This window comes from Alkalicoccobacillus murimartini (genome assembly GCF_030813245.1).
Classification (GTDB): domain Bacteria; phylum Bacillota; class Bacilli; order Bacillales; family Bacillaceae_D; genus Alkalicoccobacillus; species Alkalicoccobacillus murimartini.
This window is the reverse complement of sequence record NZ_JAUSUA010000002.1, coordinates 92964-114369: the sequence shown is the minus strand read 5'-3', so window position 1 is coordinate 114369 and position 21406 is coordinate 92964. Positions and strand designations below refer to the sequence as shown.

Here is a 21406-nt window from a genome sequence, read left to right as displayed (position 1 = left end):
CATGCAAGTAAAAATTGAAAATGCTAAGATCGGGCAGGTCATCGACCTGCTTTTTGATTTGTCTTTGAAAGGGAAAGAATCGCGTCACCGCAGTAAATTTATTAAGGAACTAAACGATCGTTTACAAGAGGTTGCCGAGGAAGAACAAGAGCTTATTAAAGAACATTGTCATTTAGATGAGGATGAAAAGCCTAAAATGCTGAATGACGGTAAAGAGTGGGACGTCAAAGATATTGAAGCATTCAAGCATGACAAATTAGAACTTTATCAAGAAGAGTTTATTCTCGAAGGGGGGAATGTGACTGGCTATCTTAAAACTATTAAAGACATTGTTGTTAATTGCGAAAAGGAATTTAGCGGTCAAGAAGCAACATTATACGATTATCTGTATGACCAACTAGAAGAAGTAGAATAATCAAAAACAAAATAAGGGAGAGATGCAACATGGCAGTAAAATTTCGTATTACAGGTGTTAATTTTCAGTATGATGATCAAGGGAATAATGAGTATGTAGATTTAAACTTTTCAACCACAGATTCTCAACAACTGATTTACGCAAGTGGAAGAACTCCAATCCCAGCAGAAGAATACTTTCAAGCAAATAACTTAGCTGCAATGGCGGATATTGTAAAAGAGAAGTTTATTGAGCGGTTGACTGTAACCGAGGAGGAAGAGACTACTGAAGAGTAGGCTCTTTTCTTATATAAAAAGGGGGGATGGGGACTTATCGTGGACGTAATTACACAGATTGCAATGAGTCAGTTCGTGTGGTCCATTTTATGTATCATATTAGCTGCGTTAGTAATCAGAGAAATGAGAAAAGAAAACGTAAAAAGAGAGAATGATCTTTTGGGTCTATATCAACAACATGCTAAACAGGCAGAGGCAAGAGAAGCAGCTCTTTTGGAACATTTGAAAGAATCAAATAACAATCAACAAGAAATAGGCAAGACATTAAAGCAGATTAGAAATAATCTTGGTTCTCTTGAGGATCGAGTAGAAAAAATGGAAAACCATCACTACAAGCGCAGCTGAAAAGCTGTGCTTTTTTTTGTAAAGGAGATGAGTATATGGATCTTATTGTTGGCGACATTAATCGTGCCAATTGTTACTGGGGTTGTACAAGCTGTAAAGGTTGGATTCACAGTTACAAAAAACTTCCTACCCTTGATCGCAATGGTTTTGGGTGTAGCACTTGGCTTTGTGGCTTATCCGTTTAGTGATATTGATACGGCTGCTCGTCTGTGGGCTGGAGGAATAGCAGGATTAGCTTCTGTTGGATTATTTGAACTAGGAAACAGCCGAAAAGGTGAAACGAAGGAAGGAAAATAATATGAGTAGAGTAAGATTACAAACATTAATTGATCGGTCCGTTCGGAACATGGGAGCAGTCCACAACGTAATTAGGGAAAGCACCATAGAAATGATTAAGAGGGCGTATGGTGAGGAGATTAACGTCCAGATTAGTTCGGGGTTTCGTTCTTATGCTGATCAAACTCGAATTTATAATCAAGGTAGAACTTCTCCTGGGAACATTGTAACGAACGCAAAAGCAGGGTATAGCAATCATAACTTTGGAGTAGCCATTGATTATTTCTTAACTTCGCATGACGGCTCAGAGGCTATTTGGACAGTTAACGCACAATGGCGTAGAGTAGCGGCAATTGGTAAGCAACTCGGTTTCAGTTGGGGCGGAGATTGGACGAGTTTTAAAGACTTTCCTCATCTTCAAATGACGGGTGGTCTATCTACCGCGCAGATGAGAGCAGGGCAACGACCTAACCTCAAGATGAACTTTACTCCTACAAAGGTAGAGGACGTTAATACAGAGATAGGAGGGAACCGAGTAATGGGTGATGAACCATCTATCCTCACACCAAATGGTTCTGTTCACATTAGAGCTGCGCAGACTTTTGCTAATAGCCGCGATTATCCAACACGTGCTAAAGCAAACTTTAAGACGCTTGTTGTAGATGGGTTTGCTGGACCTTTGACGAATAACGCTCTGATTCGTATTTATCAATACTTTGCCAATGTCACGATTGATGGAAAATATGGACCGCGAAGTAAAAGAGCGGCTAATACGTTACGTCGCGGAACTGCTTCTCAATGGTGGGTGCGACTTTTACAGTCTTCCCTTAACGCAAAAGGCTACAAGCTATCAATTGATGGATCCTTTGGTACCGCTACTGAAAATGCAGTGATATCATTTCAGCGATCACGTAATATCAATGTAGATGGGGTTGCTGGTCCTAATACGTGGGGGCAACTTTTTAGATGAGTAATTAATAACAACTGCTAGAGTGATCTTATAGTCAGTTCAATTCCTATTGTCTGCATTCAAAGTATTCAAATGAATGAAAACCTCCTTAGATGCTATCATCTAAGGAGGTTATTTTTGTTTGAGAGAATACTCAAAGATTCTACTGCCTCACTATCTTATAACTCAGTAACTGGTATTTCTCCACAAAACCAACAGATCGATATAAAGCGATCGCGGCCTCATTTTCTCCTCCAACACATATAGTTATTTCTTCTATTTCAGGATAAGAGAATAATTGATCGATCGCTTTTAGAAGTAAGGTTTTTCCTACCCCTTCTTTTCTATACTTCTCTGATACCGCAATGTATTCAATGTTTGATTCTTGATGCTTAGGATTTGCCTCTAAGTATACGTACCCTTTAATGCCTCTCTCATTTTCTGGAACGATAAATAAATGATTAAACGAATGTAGTCTTTTAAGAATAGTAGCTGCATCAAAATAGGTTGTAGGAAAGACTTGATTGTGCAAATTCACAAAAGATTTTTGATAGAGATCAGAGTAATTTTTTATAGAATCTTGAGTATGTATTGCTTGGCTGTCTCTAGTTCGTTTCAAAACAACATCTGATCCTTGATCAATTCCTTTGTTTTCTACTAGGAAATTCAGTACAAAGGTGTTCTCTTGATTAAAAAAGAACGAAAATGTTTTGATTTCATCAGGCATGTTTGTCATCATTTTTTCCCATAGACTCTGAGCGATTTGTAGGTCGTTATTTGCAACGAATGGTCCCAAAACATCCGCGTACTTTTTTTCTGAGTCAACATCTACACCGATTGCACCAACTATTTCTGAATGTTCATATGCAACTAAAAATGAATCGTTTATGTCTAAATCGGAGAAGTCGTGCACTAACGTATCATAGATTTCATTTTGTTCTTCGCCGCAAAATCCAATATGCGAGGTACTCTGATTGTTCATTTTTTCTAGGAAAGAAGCGAGTTCTTTTAGGTTGTTTGGTGTATCGATACTAATTTCCAATCATCTCAACCTTTCTACTAAGGACTTTATAGCTAATTATACATTTGGAAAATATCTCTATATTAGTATGAGTTTCATTTATAAGTTTTGCAAGCGGTTTCTTCGTCTGTAATGAACGAAATCATTTGGTTTCCTCTTAAAAGCTGCGTGCTATAATAAATGACAACTATACTAGATTTGGGAAGTGGACGGTTTGTCTAATCAAATGATTGAACGTCAAAATGATCTTCACGCAGATTGCTCGCAGTGCTTTGGCTTATGCTGTGTCGCCTTGCCATTCGCTAAGTCTGCTGATTTTGCGATGGATAAAGACGGAGGAACGCCGTGTGTGAATTTACGGGAAGATTATCTATGCGGTATTCATTCACAGTTGCGTGACAAGGGGTTTAAAGGCTGTACGGTATATGAATGCTTCGGTGCAGGGCAGAAGGTATCACAAATTACGTATGCAGGTACAAGCTGGCGCGGGGATTCAGAGGTTACTGAGCAAATGTTTAAGGTCTTCCCGATCATGCAGCAGCTTCATGAGATGCTTTCCTATCTCGATGAAGCGTTAAGAAGAGAAGAAACAAAGGCTATTCATGCTCAGTTAAAAGAAGCATATCAAGAGACTAAGGTGTATACACTTCTTTCACCGGAGGCGGTCCTAAAACTAGATATTCCGACTCTTAGGGCAGGGATCAGTAAATGGCTATCAATGGCTGGAGAGTTAGTCGGGAATACTAGAGCAAACAAGCAGAGAACAAAATATAAAACAATCGATTTTATTGGCGCAAAGCTTAAAAATAAAAACTTCCAAGGTGCAAACCTAAGAGGAATACTCTTTCTAGCTGCTGACTTACGTGGAGCAGACATGAGAGCAGCAGAATTACTGGGTGCTGACTTGCGCGATGCGGATCTAAGTGGCGCCGACTTAACGGAGGCAATCTTTTTGACGCAAGCACAAGTGAATGCGGCAAAAGGAGATCAGGAAACAAAATTGCCTACTGGATTAAATAAGCCAGGGCATTGGGTGTGAGGATCTTGGAGTTGAGGGCGTTACCAAGAAGAATGGGTATGAGAGCAAGACTGATCGGAATCTAGTAAGAGCAAGAGGCTGTTACCAAGAGAAAGTTCATTTACATCAAGACAGAATAAGATTTATCACGAGCGACAGGACGTTATTAAGAGTGATAGCTGTCTTTATAAGAAGAACACTGACTTTACCAAGGCCAAACCCCAATTTAGCTGTAAGTCTAATAAAGTTTGGAATAAAAACATAGATGAAGATTTAAAAAACTCATATTGAAGAGTTAGAGTGGAGGCTCTGATGCTTATCCAAACAAAAAGGCTGATCATTCGTCCATTCAGATTCGCTAATTGGCAGAATGTCCTTGCCTATACGTCCAACCAAGAAGTCATGCATTTTCTTCCTGAAGAAGTGTTTACTGAAGAGGTGGCAAAACAGTTTGTACAAGAACATGCAGGTGGAAATGCAAAGCAATTTGCAGTTACGATCCGTGAAACGAACTAATTAATTGGACACCTCTCTTTTTTCCCTTATTTCGGAGATCATACGTATGAAATTGGTTGGGTGTTTAATCCGACTTATTATCATAAAGGTTATGCAACAGAGGGCGCATCTGCAATGATTGCCTATGCTTTTCAATCAATGGATGTTCACCGGATTATTGCACCTGCCAACCAGAAAATCCCGACTCCTATAAAATTATGGAGAAAGTCGGCATGAGAAGAGAAGGGCATTTCAAAAAATGCATCCCATATAAAGATGAGTGGTGGGACGAGTATTATTACGCGATCTTACGTGAGGAGTTTAGGGTTAAGATATAAAAAGTGGCTTAAAAAGAAGAAAGTTGATGAATTTGATGATTCTGATGATGTACCTGCAGGTGGCACTATTAGTGATGAACATTTACTCTATTATCTTAAACAGGGTCGAGAGATCGAGTTTATGTATAATAAAACAGGATACTTTATTTGTCACGCGTTAGAAGGTAGAGCGGTTTGGAGTGGGACAGTGAAATTGACTAACTATTATGATGATCGTAACGAGGAGTTTGTTTACACAGCTACAATTGAAGGCGTGACAGTGGCTGAGATTTTCAAAAATAAACAAACCGAGATCACGACTATATTTTAAATCAAAGTATTCCGACAGTGTTTTCCTAATAATTAGACACGATTGTTTCCCTAAAGGAAAAGATTTGGTATGATCGTATGGGAATAATCATCTATTACGTAGGATAAAAAGGGAGAGAGTTATGAGCAAACAATTAGTATTTGGACACAAAAACCCTGATACAGACACGATTACATCTGCGATTGTATATGCGGAACTTAAAAGACAGTTAGGTGCAGATGTTGAGGCGGTTCGTCTTGGTGAAGTGAATGGGGAAACGGCGTTTGCTTTGGACTACTTTAAGGCAGAAGCACCACGTTTGGTAGACACAGTGGCTAATGAAGTGTCTGATGTCATTCTTGTTGATCACAACGAGAGACAACAAAGTGCGGATGATATTGATGATGTACGTGTTGTTGAAGTGATTGATCACCACCGTATTGCTAACTTTGAAACGAACGAGGCTCTTTATTATCGTGCTGAACCTGTTGGTTGTACAGCAACGATTTTGCTGAAATTGTTTAAAGAGAACAATGTAGCGGTGACAAAAGAGCTTGCTGGATTAATGCTTTCTGCGATTATTTCAGATTCTCTTCTGTTCAAATCACCAACTTGCACAGATCAAGATGTTGCAGCTGCAAAGGAACTTGAAGTTATTGCAGGTGTGGACAGTGCTGTATACGGATTAGATATGTTAAAAGCCGGAGCGGATCTAAGTCAAAAAACAGTGAAAGAACTTATTTCTTTAGATGCGAAGGAATTTTCTATGGGAGATAAGAAAGTGGAGATCGCTCAAGTGAATACGGTAGATGTGCAAGATGTTCTTGCTCGTCAAGCGGAAATTGAAGCGGAAGTAACAACGGTTATTACGGATAAAGGCTTAGACCTGTTTGTATTTGTCATTACAGATATCCTTGCTAATGACTCTGTTGTGTTGGCTCTTGGATCAGCGACAAGTGCGGTTGAGTCAGCGTTTAATGTGACATTAGATAACCATGTTGCAAGCTTACCAGGCGTTGTTTCAAGAAAGAAACAAGTTGTGCCTCCATTATCTGAGACATTGAACTAAATAATGTTCACTAGACCCAGACACTACTGGGTCTTTTTTTATTTTCCCAATATGTATCTATGTTTTACGGACCCCCTATACAGGTTATAGAGGGATAGATACATATTGAAAGGGGTTACGCAGCATGAAATACGTACTAGCAATGATGATGGTTTTTACGTTAGGTCTAGCAGCTTGTGGGAATGATGAACCGACAACGGATGCGTTTGAGCCTGAATCTGAGGTAGATGTACCGGAGTCCATCGAAGCAGAGGCAAGAGCGGAACTAATGAATGATGAAGGACATTCAATAGGGATGGTAAGCTTTATTCTTTCCCCTGATGGAAAACTATTTGTAGAAGCTTCTGTAAGTGGAATGGAACAAGGGTTTCATGGTTTTCATCTTCATGAAGCACCAAGTTGTGACCACGATCATAGTGATGGTGCCTTCACTTCAGCAGAAGGTCATTACAACCCTGACGATTCCGAGCATGGGAATCACGCAGGGGACATGCCACCTCTATACGTTAATGAGGATGGAACAGCGCAAATGACGTTTAGCTATGATCGCTTAGATGCAGATGATTTGATTGGCGAAGCTTCTGTAATGATACATGAAGATCCTGATAATCTCGGTCATATTCCAGATAGATATCAATCAAGTGAGCAAGACGAGTCTGGCCCTGATGAAGAAACATTATCAACGGGTGATGCAGGAGATCGAGTAGCCTGCGGTGTCATTGAAGCAGCCCAATAAGCGAAAAAGCAGTGGACTCGGTGTCCACTGCTTTTTAATATGAAGTCATTCTTGGTAAATCACGGAGCTTTTTTTCATATCAATAGATACTCTATCTAAGGATAATTCTAACTATATTCAGAGCACATAAAAAAACCTGAGCAAAGCTGCTCAGGCAAAGGAGTTAATGCGTATTTGAGTATGGGAACTGGTTACTGTAACCGGAGAACTGTTGGTAGCTTTGTTGCAGCTTCTGCGGAGTTTCACTTTCAATCGCGTACAAGCCTTTGCGGAACATTAAGTTATAAAGCGTTCGCTGACAATTCTGTGATTCTTGGTAGAGCGTGTTGATATCTTGGTACAGCTGAGAATGGCTAGCTTCATTTTCTGCAATGTCATAGGAAGACGTCATATACTTTTCTGTAGTAAGCATATCCGTAATAAATTCACGGTCCGTCATGTGTGTGTCTTTGGGAAATGGCGTTTCTTGGTTTTGGATTTTCATGGTCATTCTCCTTTCATTTTTTATTGAACGGTTGGTTGTTCAGTTGTTGGTTTTAAATGGGTCAGCATGCGTTCGTAATGACGTTGATGCATTTGACCAGCTTGTGTGATGGCTTCTTTGATCTCTGGATCTTGGCAATTTTCAGCGTAGAAATAGGCTTTTTTCATCGCCAAAAGGTTCCAAGATAACATGTCATTAATGTACGAATGGTCCTTTGTGGAGATAACTTGTGGGGGCTCTGAGATAAACCCTTGCTGCTGATTTGATTGTGTGGATGGTTGCTGTTGCATGTGTACTTCCTCCTTGCTACATTAGATTGACATACATCATTAGTTTGAAAAAAGAAGACGGTTTTTATCCATGAAAAAGCGTATCAATTGTAGATCGTTCGAAAATCGGACATAATAACAGTGGATATAATCTCAAAGGAGGTGCCTTGAATGAGTGTAACGTTTTACCATTACCCAAAGTGTGGGACGTGTCGTAAAGCAAATAAATGGTTAGAAGAACATAATGTTGACGTACAAGCTTTACATATTGTTGAAGAACCGCCTTCTGCAGCTACTTTAAAAGACTTATATGAAAAAAGTGGATTAGAGCTGAAGAAATTCTTTAACACAAGTGGTCAAAAATACCGTGAATTAGGGTTGAAGGATAAGCTCGCTTCAATGAGTGAGAGTGAGATGCTTGAGGTGTTGGCGTCAGACGGAATGTTGATTAAGCGACCAATCACTACAGACGGACAAAAGGTAACACTTGGGTTCAAAGAAGAACAATTTGAAAAAACCTGGAGCTAACTCGTTTTTTTTATGAGGAAGTTCAGTTATAATGAATGCAGAATGGAACTAGTAGATGGAGGGATTTTGACATGAGCAACAAATTACCAGCAGAACTTAAATATTCAGAAGAGCACGAGTGGGTTAAAACAGAAGGAGAGAAAGTCCGTATTGGTATTACAGACTTTGCTCAATCTGAACTTGGAGATATCGTATTTGTTGAGCTTCCAGAGGTTGGAGACGAAATCGAAGCGGACGAGCCTTTTGGTAGTGTTGAGTCTGTTAAGACAGTTTCTGAGCTATATGCTCCAATTAGCGGTAAAGTTGTTGAGATCAATGAAGAGCTGGATGATTCTCCAGAGTTCGTTAATGAATCACCATACGAAAAAGCATGGATGATCGTTGTTGAACCTAAGGATGCATCAGAGCTAGAAAAGCTGATGTCAGCTGAAGAATATAACACAATGATTAGCGAAGATTAATCTATCTCAAAATAAAACCCTTGAGGCTTATGTGCCTTGAGGGTTTTTTACGATACTTGGCAATTAAGTCTTCTATTCCTGAGAGAGTTCGTATATCATTATTTAGGGTAACGAAATAAGAATGGGTTTAGGTGAATAGACATGACTCAATTTGCTTCTACGTGGATACAACAAATAAAAAAATATAATAAAAACATCCGTCTATTTCTCTTTTCGTCTTTTTTGTTGAATGTAGGTATGGGTATTTTTATGGTGATTTATAATTATTATATTCGTGAATTAGGCTATTCGGATGATGTAAATGGACGAGTGATCGCTATACAGGCTACTGCCACAGCGATTGCCCTTCTTCCAGTTGGATTGATGAGTGATCGAATCGGTCGCAAGCGCTTAATAGTCATCGGCGCTGTAGCAGTCATGTTTAGTTTGATCTTGCGTAGTGTTGGTGTATCAGAGGATCTACTGATTTCTGGTGCCTTCATGACAGGATTTTTTATGGCATTTATTCAAGTGACCTCCATCCCGCTTTTGGCGGAGAACTCGAAGGAATCAGAAAGAGTCCATCTTTTTAGTTTGAATGCCGCTTTTATGATGGCTGCCAACGTCATTGGAAACTTGCTTGGTGGGATCGTGACCGATTCATTACACGTCTGGTTTGATTTTACTATGCTTGAAAGTGTTCGAATTACGCTACTTATTGGCGTATTGATTGTTTGTTTTGGTTTAATGCCTCTATTTAAAATTAAGGAAGAACGAAAAATACATGAAATTAAAACAAGGCGATTATCCGGATGGAAACAATTAGCGGAGAAAAAAGAATCGTTAAAGCTTATTGGATTATTTGCGATTGCCAGTATTTTAATTGGCTTTGGCTCAGGTTTGGTTATCCCGTATTTAAATTTATATTTCACGGATCGTTTTGACATTAGTTATTCTTTAGTTGGAATTATCCTAGCTCTTGGACAAGGCATGACGGCTGTTGCTATGCTGATTGGGCCAAGTGTTGTAAAACGCTTTGGAGAAGTAAAAGCAGTGGTCATCTTGCAGCTGGGGTCCCTACCATTTTTATTACTAAGTGCGTATACAGAAATTCTCTGGCTAGCAGTCATTGGCTTCTTATTTAGACAAGCCTTAATGAACGCAGGGAATCCGATTCAATCAGCGCTTATGATGCGTATTGTTGATCCTTCCATGCGTGGATTAGCCAATTCAATTGGGCAAATGGTCTTTCAATTAGGCTGGGCCGTGATGGGTCCTGTATCTATGGGCATCGTGCTTCTGTATGGTTCGTATACAGGGTATGCGATTGTCTTTTCAATCACAGCAGGCCTCTATCTGATCGGGTCCATTTACTTTTATTTTGTTTTTGGACGTCGGGTAAAACATACTCCAGAAGCACTGGTAATGGAAAAGAATTGACCGAAATTCCAAGTCATGCTATGATTCTTCCATCTTGTTATATTATCGTACACAACTAATTTAATAGACTCTTATCGAGAGAGGCGGAGGGACTGGCCCTTTGATGCCCGGCAACCACTTAACAGGAAACTGTTTTGCAGGTGCTAAATCCAGCGGAGTGAGTTTCACTTCGACAGATGAGAGAGGGATAAATGAAAACCTTCTGCTAATCTGCGAGAAGGTTTTTTTGATATTTAAGCTAAAAGAAAGTGAGGATTTATACATGATTACTTTAAAAAGCTTACGAAAAGTTTTTGAACTGAAAAGTGGAAATGTAACAGCGGTTGACGATGTCAATTTAACGATTGATCGAGGTGGGATTTTTGGCATTATTGGGTACAGTGGTGCTGGTAAAAGTACACTCATCCGTATGTTGAACATGCTTGAACGTCCGACCGAGGGTGAAGTCGAAATAGATGGTCAGAACCTAGCGAAGTTTACAAACAAAGAACTACGAAAATCGCGCCAAGAAATGGGTATGATCTTTCAGCACTTTAACTTGCTTTGGTCACGAACTGTGTATGATAATATCGCTTTTCCGCTTGAGATCGCCGGAGTAAAGGGTGAGAAGAGGCATGAACGTGTGAAAGAGCTTATCCAGCTTGTCGGCTTAGAGGGACGTGACAAAAGTTACCCTTCACAGCTGAGTGGTGGACAAAAACAACGGGTAGGTATTGCGAGAGCCTTGGCTAATAATCCTAAAGTTCTTCTCTGTGATGAAGCTACGTCCGCATTGGATCCAAAAACAACCGATTCAATTTTAGATCTTCTCGTAGATATTAACAAAAAGCTGAAATTAACCATTGTGCTTATTACTCATGAGATGCACGTCATTCGCAAAATCTGTACAGAAGTTGCCGTGATGGATAATGGTCGAGTGGTTGAAAAAGGGCGGGTATTAGATGTCTTCCGTCACCCAAAAGAACAGATGACGAAGGAGTTCTTAAAACAAATCACCGAACAGGATGACACAGATGAAACCATCCAAGAGCTTTTAAATGATGCAGGTTCTGGTGATATTATTCAGCTCACTTTCTCAGGTACTAGTGCGGAGCGTCCTTTAATTTCGGAATTAATTCGTACGTTCCAAATTGACGTGTCCATTCTTCATGGGAAAATTACAAAGGTTCAAGGTGGATCATATGGAACCTTATTTATTCAAATTACAGGTGATCAGTCGGAAAAGAAAAAAGCATTGGAGTTTATCATGACCAAAGAGGTTGAAGCGGAGGTGTTAAGCCGTGATTGAGACATTATTTCCGAATGTTCGCTGGGATAGAATGTGGGATGCAACACTTGAAACACTCTATATGACGGGAATTTCATTAGTCGCCACATTTATCCTTGGTATTCTGCTCGGTTTACTGTTATATTTAACTGCAAGGGGTAACATCTGGGCGAATCGGCCAGTGAATGCGGTGATCGGAGCTTATGTAAACGTAACAAGGTCCATCCCCTTTGTAATCTTGTTAATTCTTATTATTCCATTCACCAAATTGATTGTCGGAACCATTCTGGGACCAACTGCTGCATTGCCTGCTTTAATTATTGGTGCAGCACCTTTCTATGCACGTATGGTTGAAATTGCTTTGCGTGAGATTGACAAAGGTGTAATAGAAGCCGCCCAGTCAATGGGTGCATCCTCATCCACCATTATTTTTAAGGTGTTATTGCCAGAATCAACACCGGCATTAATATCGGGTATTACAGTAACCACGATTGCGATGATCGGCTATACAGCTATGGCTGGTATTGTAGGTGGCGGTGGTTTGGGTACACTGGCTTATCAGGAAGGATTTCAACGAGGTAATGGTGATGTAACTTTGGTGGCAACAATTGTTATTCTTCTGATTGTGTTTATCATTCAGTGGATTGGCGATTTATTCACATATAGTACAGACAAAAGATAAAAAATGAGATGGGGGAAAGAGACATGAAAAAATTCTTAGGTACACTTGGCACAGCAGGACTTGTGTTAGCTTTAGCAGCTTGTGGAACATCTGACTATGAGGAAAGCGATAACGGTGACAATGGTAGTACGGGTGGAGACGCTCCGGCTGAAGAGGAGACGTCAACGATTACAATTAGTGCTTCAAATACACCTCATGCTGAAATTCTTGAGGAAGCAGCTAGTGCATTAGAGGATGAAGGAATTGAACTTGATATTGTGATTGCACAAGACTATGTTATTCCTAACGTTGCTTTAGATGGAGAAGAAGTGGATGCAAACTTCTTCCAGCATCAGCCTTACCTTGATCAACAAGTAGAAGATTTCGGTTATGAATTTGCTGTAGCTGGAGCGATTCACATCGAACCGTATGCATTGTATTCCTCTGAATACGATAGTGCTGACGAGATTCCTGATGGTGGAACGATTATTTTCAGTAATAACGTAGCTGAAGAAGGACGTGCTCTTCATCTCCTAGCTCAAGAAGGGTTAATTACTCTTGCTGACGGTGTTGGATATGAAGCGACATTAGATGATATTGAAGAGAACCCGAAAAATCTTGAATTTGTAAACAATGTTGAACCAGCGTTGCTTCCTCAGGCTTATGAAAATAACGAAGCGGACGGAATCATTATCAATGCGAACTATGCACTTGAGATTGACCTGAATCCAACAAATGATGGTCTAATCACTGAGTCAGGCGATTCTGATAACCCATTTGCTAACTTAATCGTTGTGCGCGCTGGAGATGAAGACCGTGAAGACATTCAGAAGTTAGTTGAAGTGCTTCACTCTGAAGAAATCACAAGCTTCATTAACGAAAACTACGAAGGTGCCGTTGTACCTGTAACTGAATAACAATCATCTTATGTAGCACACCTGATAGTAGGTGTGCTTTTTTATGTTTAGAAGAGGCTTCGGCATCGTCCTCTCTCCAAGCGGACGGGATGGGAGGCCGACTCCGAAGGGAGAAAAGGGCAAGGTTGAAATACACTGGCGAAGGCAGTTTAGTTCAACGCCCTCCCTCGGAAAGCGTGCCCCCATCCCGGGAGCGATGTCGGAGCCTCTATCATCATTTATCCTCTCATGACTTTTTTTACCGCATAACTCTAATAAAAATAGCTCATACTACTGGCATACTAAGCTAAGTAGAAGGGGTTTGATTAAAATGGATCAACAGCAATCCCAGCAGGATAATACAATACAAGAGGCACTTCATACGTATAAGGAAGGCTTACAATCCTTTACACAGAAGCTACCTCATATTGCAAAGAGTTATAATAAATTTACAGAAACATGCTTTGAAGAAGGAACACTCACTAAAAAAGGAAAGCAGCTCATTGCACTTGGCATAAGCGTCTACTCTCAAGACGAGTATTGCATCATTTACCATACAAAAGGTTGCCTAGACCAAGGATGCAGTGAGGATGAAATTCTTGAGTCTGTTGGGGTAGCCGCTGCATTTGGTGGTGGAGCAGCGATGAGCCAGGGTGTGACGTTGGTTCAGGAAGCCATTCAGAAATTAAAAAGTCCGGCTTCTGATAAAGCGTTTCAATAAGTAAACATACGATCTAGCAGCACCTTTTGGTGTTGCTACTTTTTTTGTTACAATAGAGTTTCGTAAATAGGTTGGACTCCTTGAACTCAGGTTGGATTTGTTATAAGATTAGAATGAGAATAGAATGATAATTAGTAAAACAGAACGGTTGCGTATTTCTTTTCTTGCGCAGCATTATAAATTGGAGGTAGTAAAAATGGCAGCATCACATTTAAAAATTGAGAACTTGAATGTATCAATAGAAGGAAAACACATTCTCAGAGACTTTAACTTAGAGGTTAAAGGCGGAGAAATTCACGCAATCATGGGACCAAACGGAACAGGTAAATCAACGTTGGCTTCTGCAATTATGGGACACCCTAAGTATGAGATCACTAGCGGATCGATTCACATTGACGGGGAAGATGTTCTTGAAATGGAAGTAGACGAGCGCGCTAAAGCTGGATTATTCCTAGCTATGCAATACCCAAGTGAAATCAGTGGAATCACAAACGCTGACTTCCTTCGTTCTGCTATTAACTCAGGACGCGAAGAGGGCGAAGAAATCTCTCTAATGAAATTTATCCGCAAAATGGATAAGAAAATGGATGTTCTTGATATGGATCAGTCATTTTCACAACGTTACCTAAACGAGGGGTTCTCAGGTGGAGAGAAGAAACGTAATGAAATTCTTCAACTTCTTATGCTTGAGCCTAAAATCGCGATCTTAGATGAGATTGACTCTGGTCTTGATATTGATGCACTAAAAGTTGTATCTAAAGGGATCAATGAAATGCGCAGCGAGGACTTTGGCTGTCTAATCATCACTCACTACCAACGTCTGTTGAACTACATCACTCCTGATAAAGTCCATGTAATGATGCAAGGACGTATCGTTAAATCCGGTGGAGCTGAGCTTGCTGAACGTCTTGAAGCTGAAGGGTATGACTGGATCAAAACAGAGCTTGGTATTGAAGACGAGCGTGTAAATCAGGAAGCATAATAAAAAGTAGATCAACAAATAAAGGGTGGGTATATATGCCAGTTGAGACAAACGTACAGGTTTGGCAGGATGCTGTTCAAACACTATCTAAAGAACTGAATGAACCAAAATGGCTTCACGAACTGCGTCTAAACGCAGTGTCTCAAGTGGAAACACTTGAACTGCCTAAGCCAGATAAAACAAAGATTGTAAAATGGAACTTCACATCTTTTACACATGAATTAGTAGATAATAAAGTGGTTGCGTCACTTGATGCACTTCCAGAAGGCATCCAATCACTTATTGAAAAAGATGTTGAGAATGTAATCGTTCAAGAAAATGGAGATACAACATTCAGCAAGGTTTCTGAGACTCTTGCTAAGCAAGGGGTTATCTTCACTGATCTTAAGACCGCTGTACAAGAACATGGCGACTTACTTCAGAAATACCTTTTCAAAGATGTTGTTGATTCAACAGAGAATCGTTTGACTGCTATTAATGCAGCATTAATGGCTGGTGGAGTATTCGTTTATGTTCCAAAGAATGTAGAAGTAGAACTACCACTTCAAGCTGTATTTGCACAAAACCAAGCAGATGGCGGATTGTTCAACCACGTGGTGATCGTAGCTGAAGATAACAGCTCTGTAACGTATGTAGAGAACTATGCATCTACAGGTGAAAAAGCATCACTTGCTAACATCATTGCTGAAGTTCATGTAGGAGCTAACGCTCGAGTTTCATTTGGTGCAGTTGATAACTTAGATGATCAAGTTACATCTTATATTGTTCGTCGCGGACATGTGGCTCGTGATGGCCGTTTAGAATGGGCACTTGGCCTAATGAACAACGGAGATACTGTATCTGAGAACTCTACACATCTTATCGGTGACGGTTCAACAGCTGATACGAAGTCTGTAACAGTTGGAACAGGTAAGCAGAAGCAAAATATCACAACAACGGTTTATCATCATGGGAAGAATTCTGATGGACAGATTCTAAAACACGGTGTAATGAAAGAAGCCGCATCTGTGATCTTTAACGGAATTTCTAAGATTGAGCACGGAGCAACAAAATCTAATGGTGAGCAGACAGAACGTATTCTGATGCTTAGTGAGAAGGCAAGAGGGGATGCAAACCCAATCCTTCTTATTGATGAAGATGATGTAACAGCTGGTCACGCTGCATCAGTTGGACGTATTGATCCTCTTCAAATGTTCTATCTAATGAGCCGTGGTATTTCTCGTCATGAAGCAGAGCGCCTAGTTATTCATGGTTTCCTTGCACCTGTAGTGAACGAACTTCCAATCGAGTCCGTAAAAGAACGTTTACGTGAAGCGATTGAAAGGAAAGTTAAGTAATGAATGCCAAGGAAATCAAGAAGCTCTTTCCGCTTCTTGACCAAAACGTCAACGGCAAACCATTAGTGTACTTGGACAGCTCAGCAACTTCTCAAAAACCTTATACAGTGATTGAGAAGCTGGATGACTATTATCGTCGTTACAATTCAAATGTTCACAGAGGTGTTCACACCCTTGGGACAATGGCAACGGATGAGTACGAGGGAGCTAGAGAAAAGGTTCGCTCGTTCCTAGGTGCTAAAACCACACAAGAAGTGATCTTTACTAGAGGAACAACCACTGCGATTAATATGGTGGCTTCTAGCTATGGAAAAGCTAACTTGGCGGAAGGTGATGAAATTGTCATCACGCCAATGGAGCACCATAGTAATATCATTCCTTGGCAGCAGGTGGCTAAGTCGACTGGAGCAACACTCAAGTACTTAAGCTTACTTGAGGATGGGACCATTGATATGGCTGAAGCAGAAACGATCATTACGTCCAATACAAAGATTGTTTCTGTGATGCAGGTGTCCAATGTTCTTGGGACGATTAATCCGATCAAAGAACTAACACAGCTTGCACACAAAAACGGAGCTGTCATGGTCGTGGATGGTGCACAAAGTGCTCCTCACATCAAAATTGATGTCCAAGATTTGGATTGCGATTTCTTTGCCTTTTCAGGTCATAAGCTTGGTGGACCAACAGGAATCGGTGTATTATATGGGAAGAAGCATCTGCTTGAGAACATGGAACCATTTGAATTTGGCGGAGAGATGATTGACTTTGTTGGTTTATATGAATCAACTTGGAAAGAGTTGCCGTGGAAATTCGAAGGTGGAACCCCGATCATTGCTGGGGCGATTGGACTTGGAGCAGCCATTGATTTCATAAACGATCTAGGTTTCGATGCAATTGAGCAACATGAGCAGGAACTAGTGACATATAGCTTTGAACGTTTGACAGAAATTGAAGGACTAACGATCTTTGGCCCGAAAAAACGGGCAGGAGTTGTAACGTTCCAACTGGATGATATCCATCCGCATGATGTAGCGACTGTACTTGATGCAGAAGGTATCGCAGTGCGGGCAGGACACCATTGTGCACAGCTCTTAATGAAATGGCTGAATGTAACGGCTACGGCACGTGCCAGCTATTATGTGTACAACACAGAGGAAGATATCGACGCCTTAAAAGATGGTTTAGTTAAAACAAAGGAGTATTTCGGTGATGTCTTCTCATAATCTCGACACGCTCTATCGGCAGGTTATTATGGATCACTACAAAAACCCGCGTAACCGTGGGGAGCTATCTGATGATACACTAACAGTGAACCTTAATAATCCAACCTGCGGAGACCGCGTTCAAATTCAAATGAAAATTGAAGATGGACAGGTAGAAACAGCCAAGTTTGAAGGTGAAGGCTGCTCCATCAGTCTGGCATCAGCATCAATGATGACTCAAGCTGTGAAAGGCTTGAAGGTTGAGGATGCATTAAAAATGTCTGAGATTTTCTCAGATATCATGCTTGGTAAGGAATACGATGAGGATTTGTTCGATTTAGGTGATATCGAGGCGCTTGCGGGCGTAGCGAAATTCCCTGCACGAATCAAGTGCGCGACACTTGCCTGGAAGGCAATGGAACAAGGGCTGAATAAGCAAGACAAATAGTACGTTCATTCTCTTAAGGAGGGTTTCATAATGGCTAAGAAAATGCCGGATATTGGCGAATATAAATATGGATTTTCGGATCGTGATGTATCGATTTTTCGTTCAGGACGTGGTCTTACGAAAGAAATCGTAGAAGAAATCTCACGCATGAAAGATGAGCCTCAGTGGATGTTAGATTTCCGTCTGAAGTCACTTGAGATGTTCTACAAAATGCCGATGCCACAATGGGGCGGCGATTTAACTGAACTAAACTTTGATGATATCACTTACTACGTAAAGGCTTCTGAGCAAACAGAGCGTTCGTGGGATGAGGTACCAGAAGAGATCAAGAACACATTTGATAAGCTTGGTATTCCTGAAGCTGAACAAAAGTATCTAGCTGGTGTATCCGCTCAGTATGAATCTGAGGTTGTGTATCACAACATGAAGCAAGAGCTAACTGATCTTGGGATCATTTTCAAAGATACGGATTCAGCTCTTCGCGAAAACGAAGATATCTTTAGAAAGCACTTTGGAACCATTATCCCTCCAGCGGATAATAAGTTCGCAGCCCTAAACTCAGCTGTTTGGTCTGGTGGATCATTTATCTACATTCCTAAAGGTGTTAAAACGGAAACACCACTTCAAGCGTATTTCCGTATTAACTCAGAGAACATGGGTCAATTTGAGCGTACGCTAATCATTGCGGATGAAGATAGCTCTGTACACTATGTAGAAGGCTGTACAGCACCTGTGTACACAACGAACTCTCTACACAGTGCCGTAGTAGAAATCATCGTTAAAGACAATGCGTACTGCCGTTACACAACAATCCAGAACTGGGCACCAAACATCTTCAACCTCGTTACAAAACGTGCAGTTGCAGATGCAGGCGCTACAATGGAATGGGTTGATGGTAACATCGGTTCAAAACTAACAATGAAATACCCAGCAGTAATCATGCGTGGGGAAGGAGCAAAAGGTACAATCCTTTCAATCGCAATCGCTGGTAAAGGACAGCACCAAGATGCAGGCGCAAAAGTTACACACCTTGCACCTAACTGTTCTTCAACCATTGTTTCAAAATCGATTTCAAAACACGGCGGTAAAGTAACCTATCGTGGAATCTGTCACTTCGGACGACGCTCTGAAGGATCAAAATCCAAGATTGAGTGCGATACCCTGATCATGGATAACCAATCCACATCAGACACAATCCCGTACAACGAAATCTTAAACAACAACATCACACTCGAGCACGAAGCAACGGTATCAAAAGTATCAGAAGATCAACTCTTCTACCTAATGAGCCGCGGAATCTCTGAGCAAGAAGCAACAGAGATGATCGTTATGGGCTTCATCGAGCCATTCACAAAAGAACTTCCAATGGAATATGCAGTTGAGATGAACAGACTGATTAAGTTCGAAATGGAAGGTTCAATCGGTTAATATGTAATGATAAAAGCGAATCCTTAGGGATTCGCTTTTTTTGTGGGTGGATTTATATAGTGGGATGCCGATTTTGTGCCGATTCAGATTACCTTTTAGTGTAGGAGGCGAACTTTTCTAGTTCGTCTTCTTCTATTTTTTTAGTGGCATTTTAATAAGTGCTGGAGGTAATATCTTTGAATTTATAACCTAGCCATTTCGATACATATAATAAGCTTGAGACTGCCTCTAATAGTAATACAGCATGTGTGTGTCTGAATCCATGAGTACCTTTATACGAGACACCTGCACGCTTGCAGTGACCTTTAATGACTTCTCTAACGACAGATGGAGTTAAATAGTTACCCATAGAATTTTGAAAAATTATTTCATCACTGTTTGTTTTAAAAGTATCGTACATAGAGCTTAATTTCTCTTGCAACCATTTGAACTGACTTAATTCTTCAATGAGGTCAGGATTCAAACCTATAGTTCGATAACTAGATGTACTTTTTAGCGTCTTTAAGACAATTTGATTATTATTTCCTCTGCTTGTTTGTCTCTCAACAGTTACCTTTCCATCATGGATATCTGACCATCTCAGAGCTAATGCTTCGCTTATCCTTAAACCTGGTTGACTTAAAAAATACATTAACATTCGGTAGTAATTGTACTCACTAAAACGTTGTGTCTTGTAACCATCCATGTAATCGAGTAACTGGTTTAACTCATTTAAACTAAAATATTTTATCTGCTTAGTTGATATCCTAGTAACCTTAGGAGGAGATAATTTGATGGCTAGGCTTTTTTCTAATAATTCAATTTCGTGAACGGCATAATGAAATTTACTTTTTAAGACAGAAAGATATCTTATTCTAGTGCCATAAGAATATTTAAGATCACCATTAGGTTTTTTAATCTCAGAATATTGATTGACCCATTTCTTGATATCAGTTCTCTTAATAAGCATGGCTTTTCTTCTTCCAAACTCGGGTAATATATGCAAACGAATTGCCATCTCATATTGTTCATATGTTGAGCTTTCTAACTCTGTTTTCTTATGATTATTTAGCCAATCTAAAGCTAGTTCTTCAAATAGAATATTTTTATCTTTTATAGTATGTCCATAAATAATCCTCTCTTCAACACGTCCCGCTTCGATTCTCAGCTTCTTTTTTTTGCTTAAACGTTCCAATTGAGAATTCCTTACCTTCTTTTGATACTCGCGCTTGCCAACGACCGCTTTTAAGCTTTCTAAAGGTTGCCATATATATTTTCTCCTTTTGTAAGAATGTATGTTCGATTTTTGTAGAAAATCATTTGTAGCTATTTTTAGAGCTTTAAGTGCATCAATGTGATATTTAGGGTCTCTCTCGGGTCTAGTGATAAACCAAATTTTTCTTTTATCCATTTTTATTATTCCCTTACTAGTGTAGAGAAAGGAATGACAGAAGCTTCAAAATATGTACATGATGAATCTGGAGCTATAGGTAGACCTACGCCATCTCAAGATGAAATGGATCTAGATATGAAACTATTAGAAGATATACTGTCCAAATTAAAATAACGAATTTTTTAATGTTTGTTTTTCTATTATGAGCCTTAGATTTAGAAATGGCTTGGTAATATTTGATGAACTTTTCTGCTCCAGTTAAAGAATTTATTAATGCAGAGAAGAATTCTTTAAATTATGAATAATATAAGTGGATAGATATGAATGTTCGATTTTTATTGAATTTGTTCTTTCCTATTCTTTTCGCAGTGGGGGTTCGAGTACTCTCTACTGCGTCCCTGAAGTATCAAAGCCTTTAAAGCTTTGGTGCTTTTTTTATTTTCAGAAAAATTTATACCGTGAATTAAATTAGATATTCTCTATCAATATATAACAGTTGTAGTTGGGAAAATATAGTTTATACATCAACTAGAGGTGTATTAACTCAGATTATAAAAATATTAGATGAGGACTCAATAGTATTTACAAAATTTCATATGTTGGGAAATATTTTTTTGACCAAATATGTCTTTTTTTGGTGAGGAATCTATTGTAATGTATAGTGTATAAGATCATTAAATGGTTAATTTTAGATTTTTCGGAGGT

The 21406-nt window shown here is 39.8% G+C and carries 25 protein-coding genes, 1 pseudogene and 1 riboswitch; of the genes and pseudogenes, 22 read left to right on the top strand and 4 right to left on the bottom strand.

Going from position 1 to position 21406, the window contains the following annotated elements:
* Position 1 precedes the first annotated feature (1 nt).
* The 5 genes from J2S05_RS07205 to J2S05_RS07185 are packed head-to-tail and all read left to right on the top strand — an operon-like array spanning position 2 to position 2281.
* Positions 2–415 (top strand): DUF1617 family protein, encoded by a 414-nt coding sequence (locus J2S05_RS07205; RefSeq protein WP_306981356.1) that lies wholly within the window; start codon positions 2–4, stop codon positions 413–415.
* Positions 416–444: 29 nt separating this feature from the next.
* The gene (locus tag J2S05_RS07200) at positions 445–690 is read left to right on the top strand and encodes a hypothetical protein (RefSeq protein ID WP_306981354.1); all 246 of its coding nucleotides are present in this window, start codon (positions 445–447) and stop codon (positions 688–690) included.
* Between the two features lie 39 nt (positions 691–729).
* Positions 730–1035: a hypothetical protein gene (locus tag J2S05_RS07195; protein ID WP_306981352.1), complete on the top strand. Its 306-nt coding sequence runs from the start codon at positions 730–732 to the stop codon at positions 1033–1035.
* Positions 1036–1083: 48 nt separating this feature from the next.
* Entirely contained in the window at positions 1084–1332 is a 249-nt protein-coding gene (locus tag J2S05_RS07190; protein ID WP_306981350.1) for a holin, read from the top strand.
* A 1-nt stretch (position 1333) separates the two neighbouring features.
* Positions 1334–2281: a peptidoglycan-binding protein gene (locus J2S05_RS07185; protein ID WP_306981348.1), complete on the top strand. Its 948-nt coding sequence runs from the start codon at positions 1334–1336 to the stop codon at positions 2279–2281.
* Positions 2282–2423: 142 nt separating this feature from the next.
* On the opposite strand, the gene J2S05_RS07180 is transcribed toward J2S05_RS07185, so the two are convergent.
* The gene (locus J2S05_RS07180; protein WP_306981346.1) at positions 2424–3302 is read right to left on the bottom strand and encodes a GNAT family N-acetyltransferase; all 879 of its coding nucleotides are present in this window, start codon (positions 3300–3302) and stop codon (positions 2424–2426) included.
* 205 nt (positions 3303–3507) lie between these two features.
* On the opposite strand from J2S05_RS07180, the gene J2S05_RS07175 reads away from it, so the two are divergent.
* The 5 genes and pseudogenes from J2S05_RS07175 (at position 3508) to J2S05_RS07155 (ending at position 7226) form a co-directional block, all read left to right on the top strand.
* Positions 3508–4320: a pentapeptide repeat-containing protein gene (locus J2S05_RS07175; protein ID WP_306982637.1), complete on the top strand. Its 813-nt coding sequence runs from the start codon at positions 3508–3510 to the stop codon at positions 4318–4320.
* A gap of 291 nt (positions 4321–4611) precedes the next feature.
* Positions 4612–5132 (top strand): annotated as a pseudogene (locus J2S05_RS07170) (GNAT family N-acetyltransferase).
* Complete coding sequence (locus J2S05_RS07165; RefSeq protein WP_306981344.1) at positions 5107–5442, top strand: hypothetical protein; 336 nt, start codon at positions 5107–5109, stop codon at positions 5440–5442. The pseudogene J2S05_RS07170 and the gene J2S05_RS07165 overlap by 26 nt, the downstream one beginning before the upstream one ends.
* 121 nt (positions 5443–5563) lie before the next feature.
* Positions 5564–6490 carry a manganese-dependent inorganic pyrophosphatase gene (locus J2S05_RS07160; RefSeq protein ID WP_306981343.1) on the top strand — a complete coding sequence of 309 codons (927 nt, stop codon included), beginning with the start codon at positions 5564–5566 and terminating at the stop codon, positions 6488–6490.
* A 124-nt stretch (positions 6491–6614) separates the two neighbouring features.
* Positions 6615–7226 (top strand): superoxide dismutase family protein, encoded by a 612-nt coding sequence (locus tag J2S05_RS07155; RefSeq protein ID WP_306981342.1) that lies wholly within the window; start codon positions 6615–6617, stop codon positions 7224–7226.
* Between the two features lie 163 nt (positions 7227–7389).
* Here J2S05_RS07155 and J2S05_RS07150 read toward each other — a convergent pair whose 3' ends face one another.
* Both J2S05_RS07150 and J2S05_RS07145 read right to left on the bottom strand, forming a co-directional pair.
* Positions 7390–7710 (bottom strand): spore coat protein, encoded by a 321-nt coding sequence (locus J2S05_RS07150; protein WP_306981340.1) that lies wholly within the window; start codon positions 7708–7710, stop codon positions 7390–7392.
* 20 nt (positions 7711–7730) lie between these two features.
* A complete protein-coding gene (locus J2S05_RS07145; protein WP_306981338.1) occupies positions 7731–8000 on the bottom strand; it encodes a hypothetical protein in 270 nt (89 codons plus the stop codon).
* A 150-nt stretch (positions 8001–8150) separates the two neighbouring features.
* Between J2S05_RS07145 and J2S05_RS07140 the strand changes: the two genes are divergently transcribed.
* From J2S05_RS07140 to sufB, 12 genes are all read left to right on the top strand, one after another.
* Positions 8151–8507: an arsenate reductase family protein gene (locus J2S05_RS07140; protein WP_306981336.1), complete on the top strand. Its 357-nt coding sequence runs from the start codon at positions 8151–8153 to the stop codon at positions 8505–8507.
* 71 nt (positions 8508–8578) lie between these two features.
* Positions 8579–8968 (top strand): glycine cleavage system protein GcvH, encoded by a 390-nt coding sequence (gene gcvH, locus J2S05_RS07135; protein ID WP_306981335.1) that lies wholly within the window; start codon positions 8579–8581, stop codon positions 8966–8968.
* A gap of 141 nt (positions 8969–9109) precedes the next feature.
* Positions 9110–10387 (top strand): MFS transporter, encoded by a 1278-nt coding sequence (locus J2S05_RS07130; RefSeq protein WP_306981334.1) that lies wholly within the window; start codon positions 9110–9112, stop codon positions 10385–10387.
* Between the two features lie 68 nt (positions 10388–10455).
* Positions 10456–10570: riboswitch (SAM riboswitch) on the top strand.
* Between the two features lie 79 nt (positions 10571–10649).
* The gene (locus tag J2S05_RS07125; RefSeq protein WP_306981332.1) at positions 10650–11675 is read left to right on the top strand and encodes a methionine ABC transporter ATP-binding protein; all 1026 of its coding nucleotides are present in this window, start codon (positions 10650–10652) and stop codon (positions 11673–11675) included.
* Positions 11668–12336 carry a methionine ABC transporter permease gene (locus J2S05_RS07120; RefSeq protein WP_306981331.1) on the top strand — a complete coding sequence of 223 codons (669 nt, stop codon included), beginning with the start codon at positions 11668–11670 and terminating at the stop codon, positions 12334–12336. The genes J2S05_RS07125 and J2S05_RS07120 overlap by 8 nt, the downstream gene beginning before the upstream one ends.
* A 23-nt stretch (positions 12337–12359) precedes the next feature.
* Positions 12360–13232, top strand: coding sequence for a MetQ/NlpA family ABC transporter substrate-binding protein (locus J2S05_RS07115; RefSeq protein ID WP_306981330.1), 873 nt, complete (start codon positions 12360–12362; stop codon positions 13230–13232).
* A gap of 310 nt (positions 13233–13542) precedes the next feature.
* Complete coding sequence (locus J2S05_RS07110; RefSeq protein ID WP_306981328.1) at positions 13543–13932, top strand: carboxymuconolactone decarboxylase family protein; 390 nt, start codon at positions 13543–13545, stop codon at positions 13930–13932.
* Between the two features lie 196 nt (positions 13933–14128).
* Positions 14129–14914 (top strand): Fe-S cluster assembly ATPase SufC, encoded by a 786-nt coding sequence (sufC, locus tag J2S05_RS07105; protein ID WP_306981326.1) that lies wholly within the window; start codon positions 14129–14131, stop codon positions 14912–14914.
* A gap of 35 nt (positions 14915–14949) precedes the next feature.
* Positions 14950–16251: a Fe-S cluster assembly protein SufD gene (gene sufD, locus J2S05_RS07100; RefSeq protein WP_306981324.1), complete on the top strand. Its 1302-nt coding sequence runs from the start codon at positions 14950–14952 to the stop codon at positions 16249–16251.
* Positions 16251–17474: a cysteine desulfurase gene (locus J2S05_RS07095; protein WP_306981322.1), complete on the top strand. Its 1224-nt coding sequence runs from the start codon at positions 16251–16253 to the stop codon at positions 17472–17474. The genes sufD and J2S05_RS07095 overlap by 1 nt, the downstream gene beginning before the upstream one ends.
* Positions 17461–17901 (top strand): Fe-S cluster assembly sulfur transfer protein SufU, encoded by a 441-nt coding sequence (gene sufU / locus J2S05_RS07090; protein ID WP_306981320.1) that lies wholly within the window; start codon positions 17461–17463, stop codon positions 17899–17901. The genes J2S05_RS07095 and sufU overlap by 14 nt, the downstream gene beginning before the upstream one ends.
* Positions 17902–17931: 30 nt before the next feature.
* Positions 17932–19329 carry a Fe-S cluster assembly protein SufB gene (gene sufB, locus J2S05_RS07085; protein WP_306981319.1) on the top strand — a complete coding sequence of 466 codons (1398 nt, stop codon included), beginning with the start codon at positions 17932–17934 and terminating at the stop codon, positions 19327–19329.
* A 151-nt stretch (positions 19330–19480) separates the two neighbouring features.
* Here the strand turns inward: sufB and J2S05_RS07080 are convergent, their stop codons facing one another.
* Positions 19481–20719 carry a tyrosine-type recombinase/integrase gene (locus J2S05_RS07080; RefSeq protein ID WP_306981317.1) on the bottom strand — a complete coding sequence of 413 codons (1239 nt, stop codon included), beginning with the start codon at positions 20717–20719 and terminating at the stop codon, positions 19481–19483.
* Positions 20720–21406: the final 687 nt, after the last annotated feature.

Excerpts from the sequence above, each read along its gene's own strand:
- J2S05_RS07145 (WP_306981338.1), bottom strand. The coding sequence starts at position 8,000 with ATGCAACAGCAACCATCCACACAATCAAATCAGCAGCAAGGGTTTATC.
- sufB (WP_306981319.1), top strand. The coding sequence starts at position 17,932 with ATGGCTAAGAAAATGCCGGATATTGGCGAATATAAATATGGATTTTCG.
- sufC (WP_306981326.1), top strand. The coding sequence starts at position 14,129 with ATGGCAGCATCACATTTAAAAATTGAGAACTTGAATGTATCAATAGAA.
- sufU (WP_306981320.1), top strand. The coding sequence starts at position 17,461 with ATGTCTTCTCATAATCTCGACACGCTCTATCGGCAGGTTATTATGGAT.
- sufD (WP_306981324.1), top strand. The coding sequence starts at position 14,950 with ATGCCAGTTGAGACAAACGTACAGGTTTGGCAGGATGCTGTTCAAACA.
- J2S05_RS07115 (WP_306981330.1), top strand. The coding sequence starts at position 12,360 with ATGAAAAAATTCTTAGGTACACTTGGCACAGCAGGACTTGTGTTAGCT.
- J2S05_RS07200 (WP_306981354.1), top strand. The coding sequence starts at position 445 with ATGGCAGTAAAATTTCGTATTACAGGTGTTAATTTTCAGTATGATGAT.
- J2S05_RS07095 (WP_306981322.1), top strand. The coding sequence starts at position 16,251 with ATGAATGCCAAGGAAATCAAGAAGCTCTTTCCGCTTCTTGACCAAAAC.
- J2S05_RS07140 (WP_306981336.1), top strand. The coding sequence starts at position 8,151 with ATGAGTGTAACGTTTTACCATTACCCAAAGTGTGGGACGTGTCGTAAA.
- J2S05_RS07175 (WP_306982637.1), top strand. The coding sequence starts at position 3,508 with ATGATTGAACGTCAAAATGATCTTCACGCAGATTGCTCGCAGTGCTTT.
- J2S05_RS07160 (WP_306981343.1), top strand. The coding sequence starts at position 5,564 with ATGAGCAAACAATTAGTATTTGGACACAAAAACCCTGATACAGACACG.
- J2S05_RS07205 (WP_306981356.1), top strand. The coding sequence starts at position 2 with ATGCAAGTAAAAATTGAAAATGCTAAGATCGGGCAGGTCATCGACCTG.
- J2S05_RS07150 (WP_306981340.1), bottom strand. The coding sequence starts at position 7,710 with ATGAAAATCCAAAACCAAGAAACGCCATTTCCCAAAGACACACACATG.
- J2S05_RS07155 (WP_306981342.1), top strand. The coding sequence starts at position 6,615 with ATGAAATACGTACTAGCAATGATGATGGTTTTTACGTTAGGTCTAGCA.
- gcvH (WP_306981335.1), top strand. The coding sequence starts at position 8,579 with ATGAGCAACAAATTACCAGCAGAACTTAAATATTCAGAAGAGCACGAG.
- J2S05_RS07130 (WP_306981334.1), top strand. The coding sequence starts at position 9,110 with ATGACTCAATTTGCTTCTACGTGGATACAACAAATAAAAAAATATAAT.
- J2S05_RS07185 (WP_306981348.1), top strand. The coding sequence starts at position 1,334 with ATGAGTAGAGTAAGATTACAAACATTAATTGATCGGTCCGTTCGGAAC.
- J2S05_RS07125 (WP_306981332.1), top strand. The coding sequence starts at position 10,650 with ATGATTACTTTAAAAAGCTTACGAAAAGTTTTTGAACTGAAAAGTGGA.
- J2S05_RS07080 (WP_306981317.1), bottom strand. The coding sequence starts at position 20,719 with ATGGATAAAAGAAAAATTTGGTTTATCACTAGACCCGAGAGAGACCCT.
- J2S05_RS07110 (WP_306981328.1), top strand. The coding sequence starts at position 13,543 with ATGGATCAACAGCAATCCCAGCAGGATAATACAATACAAGAGGCACTT.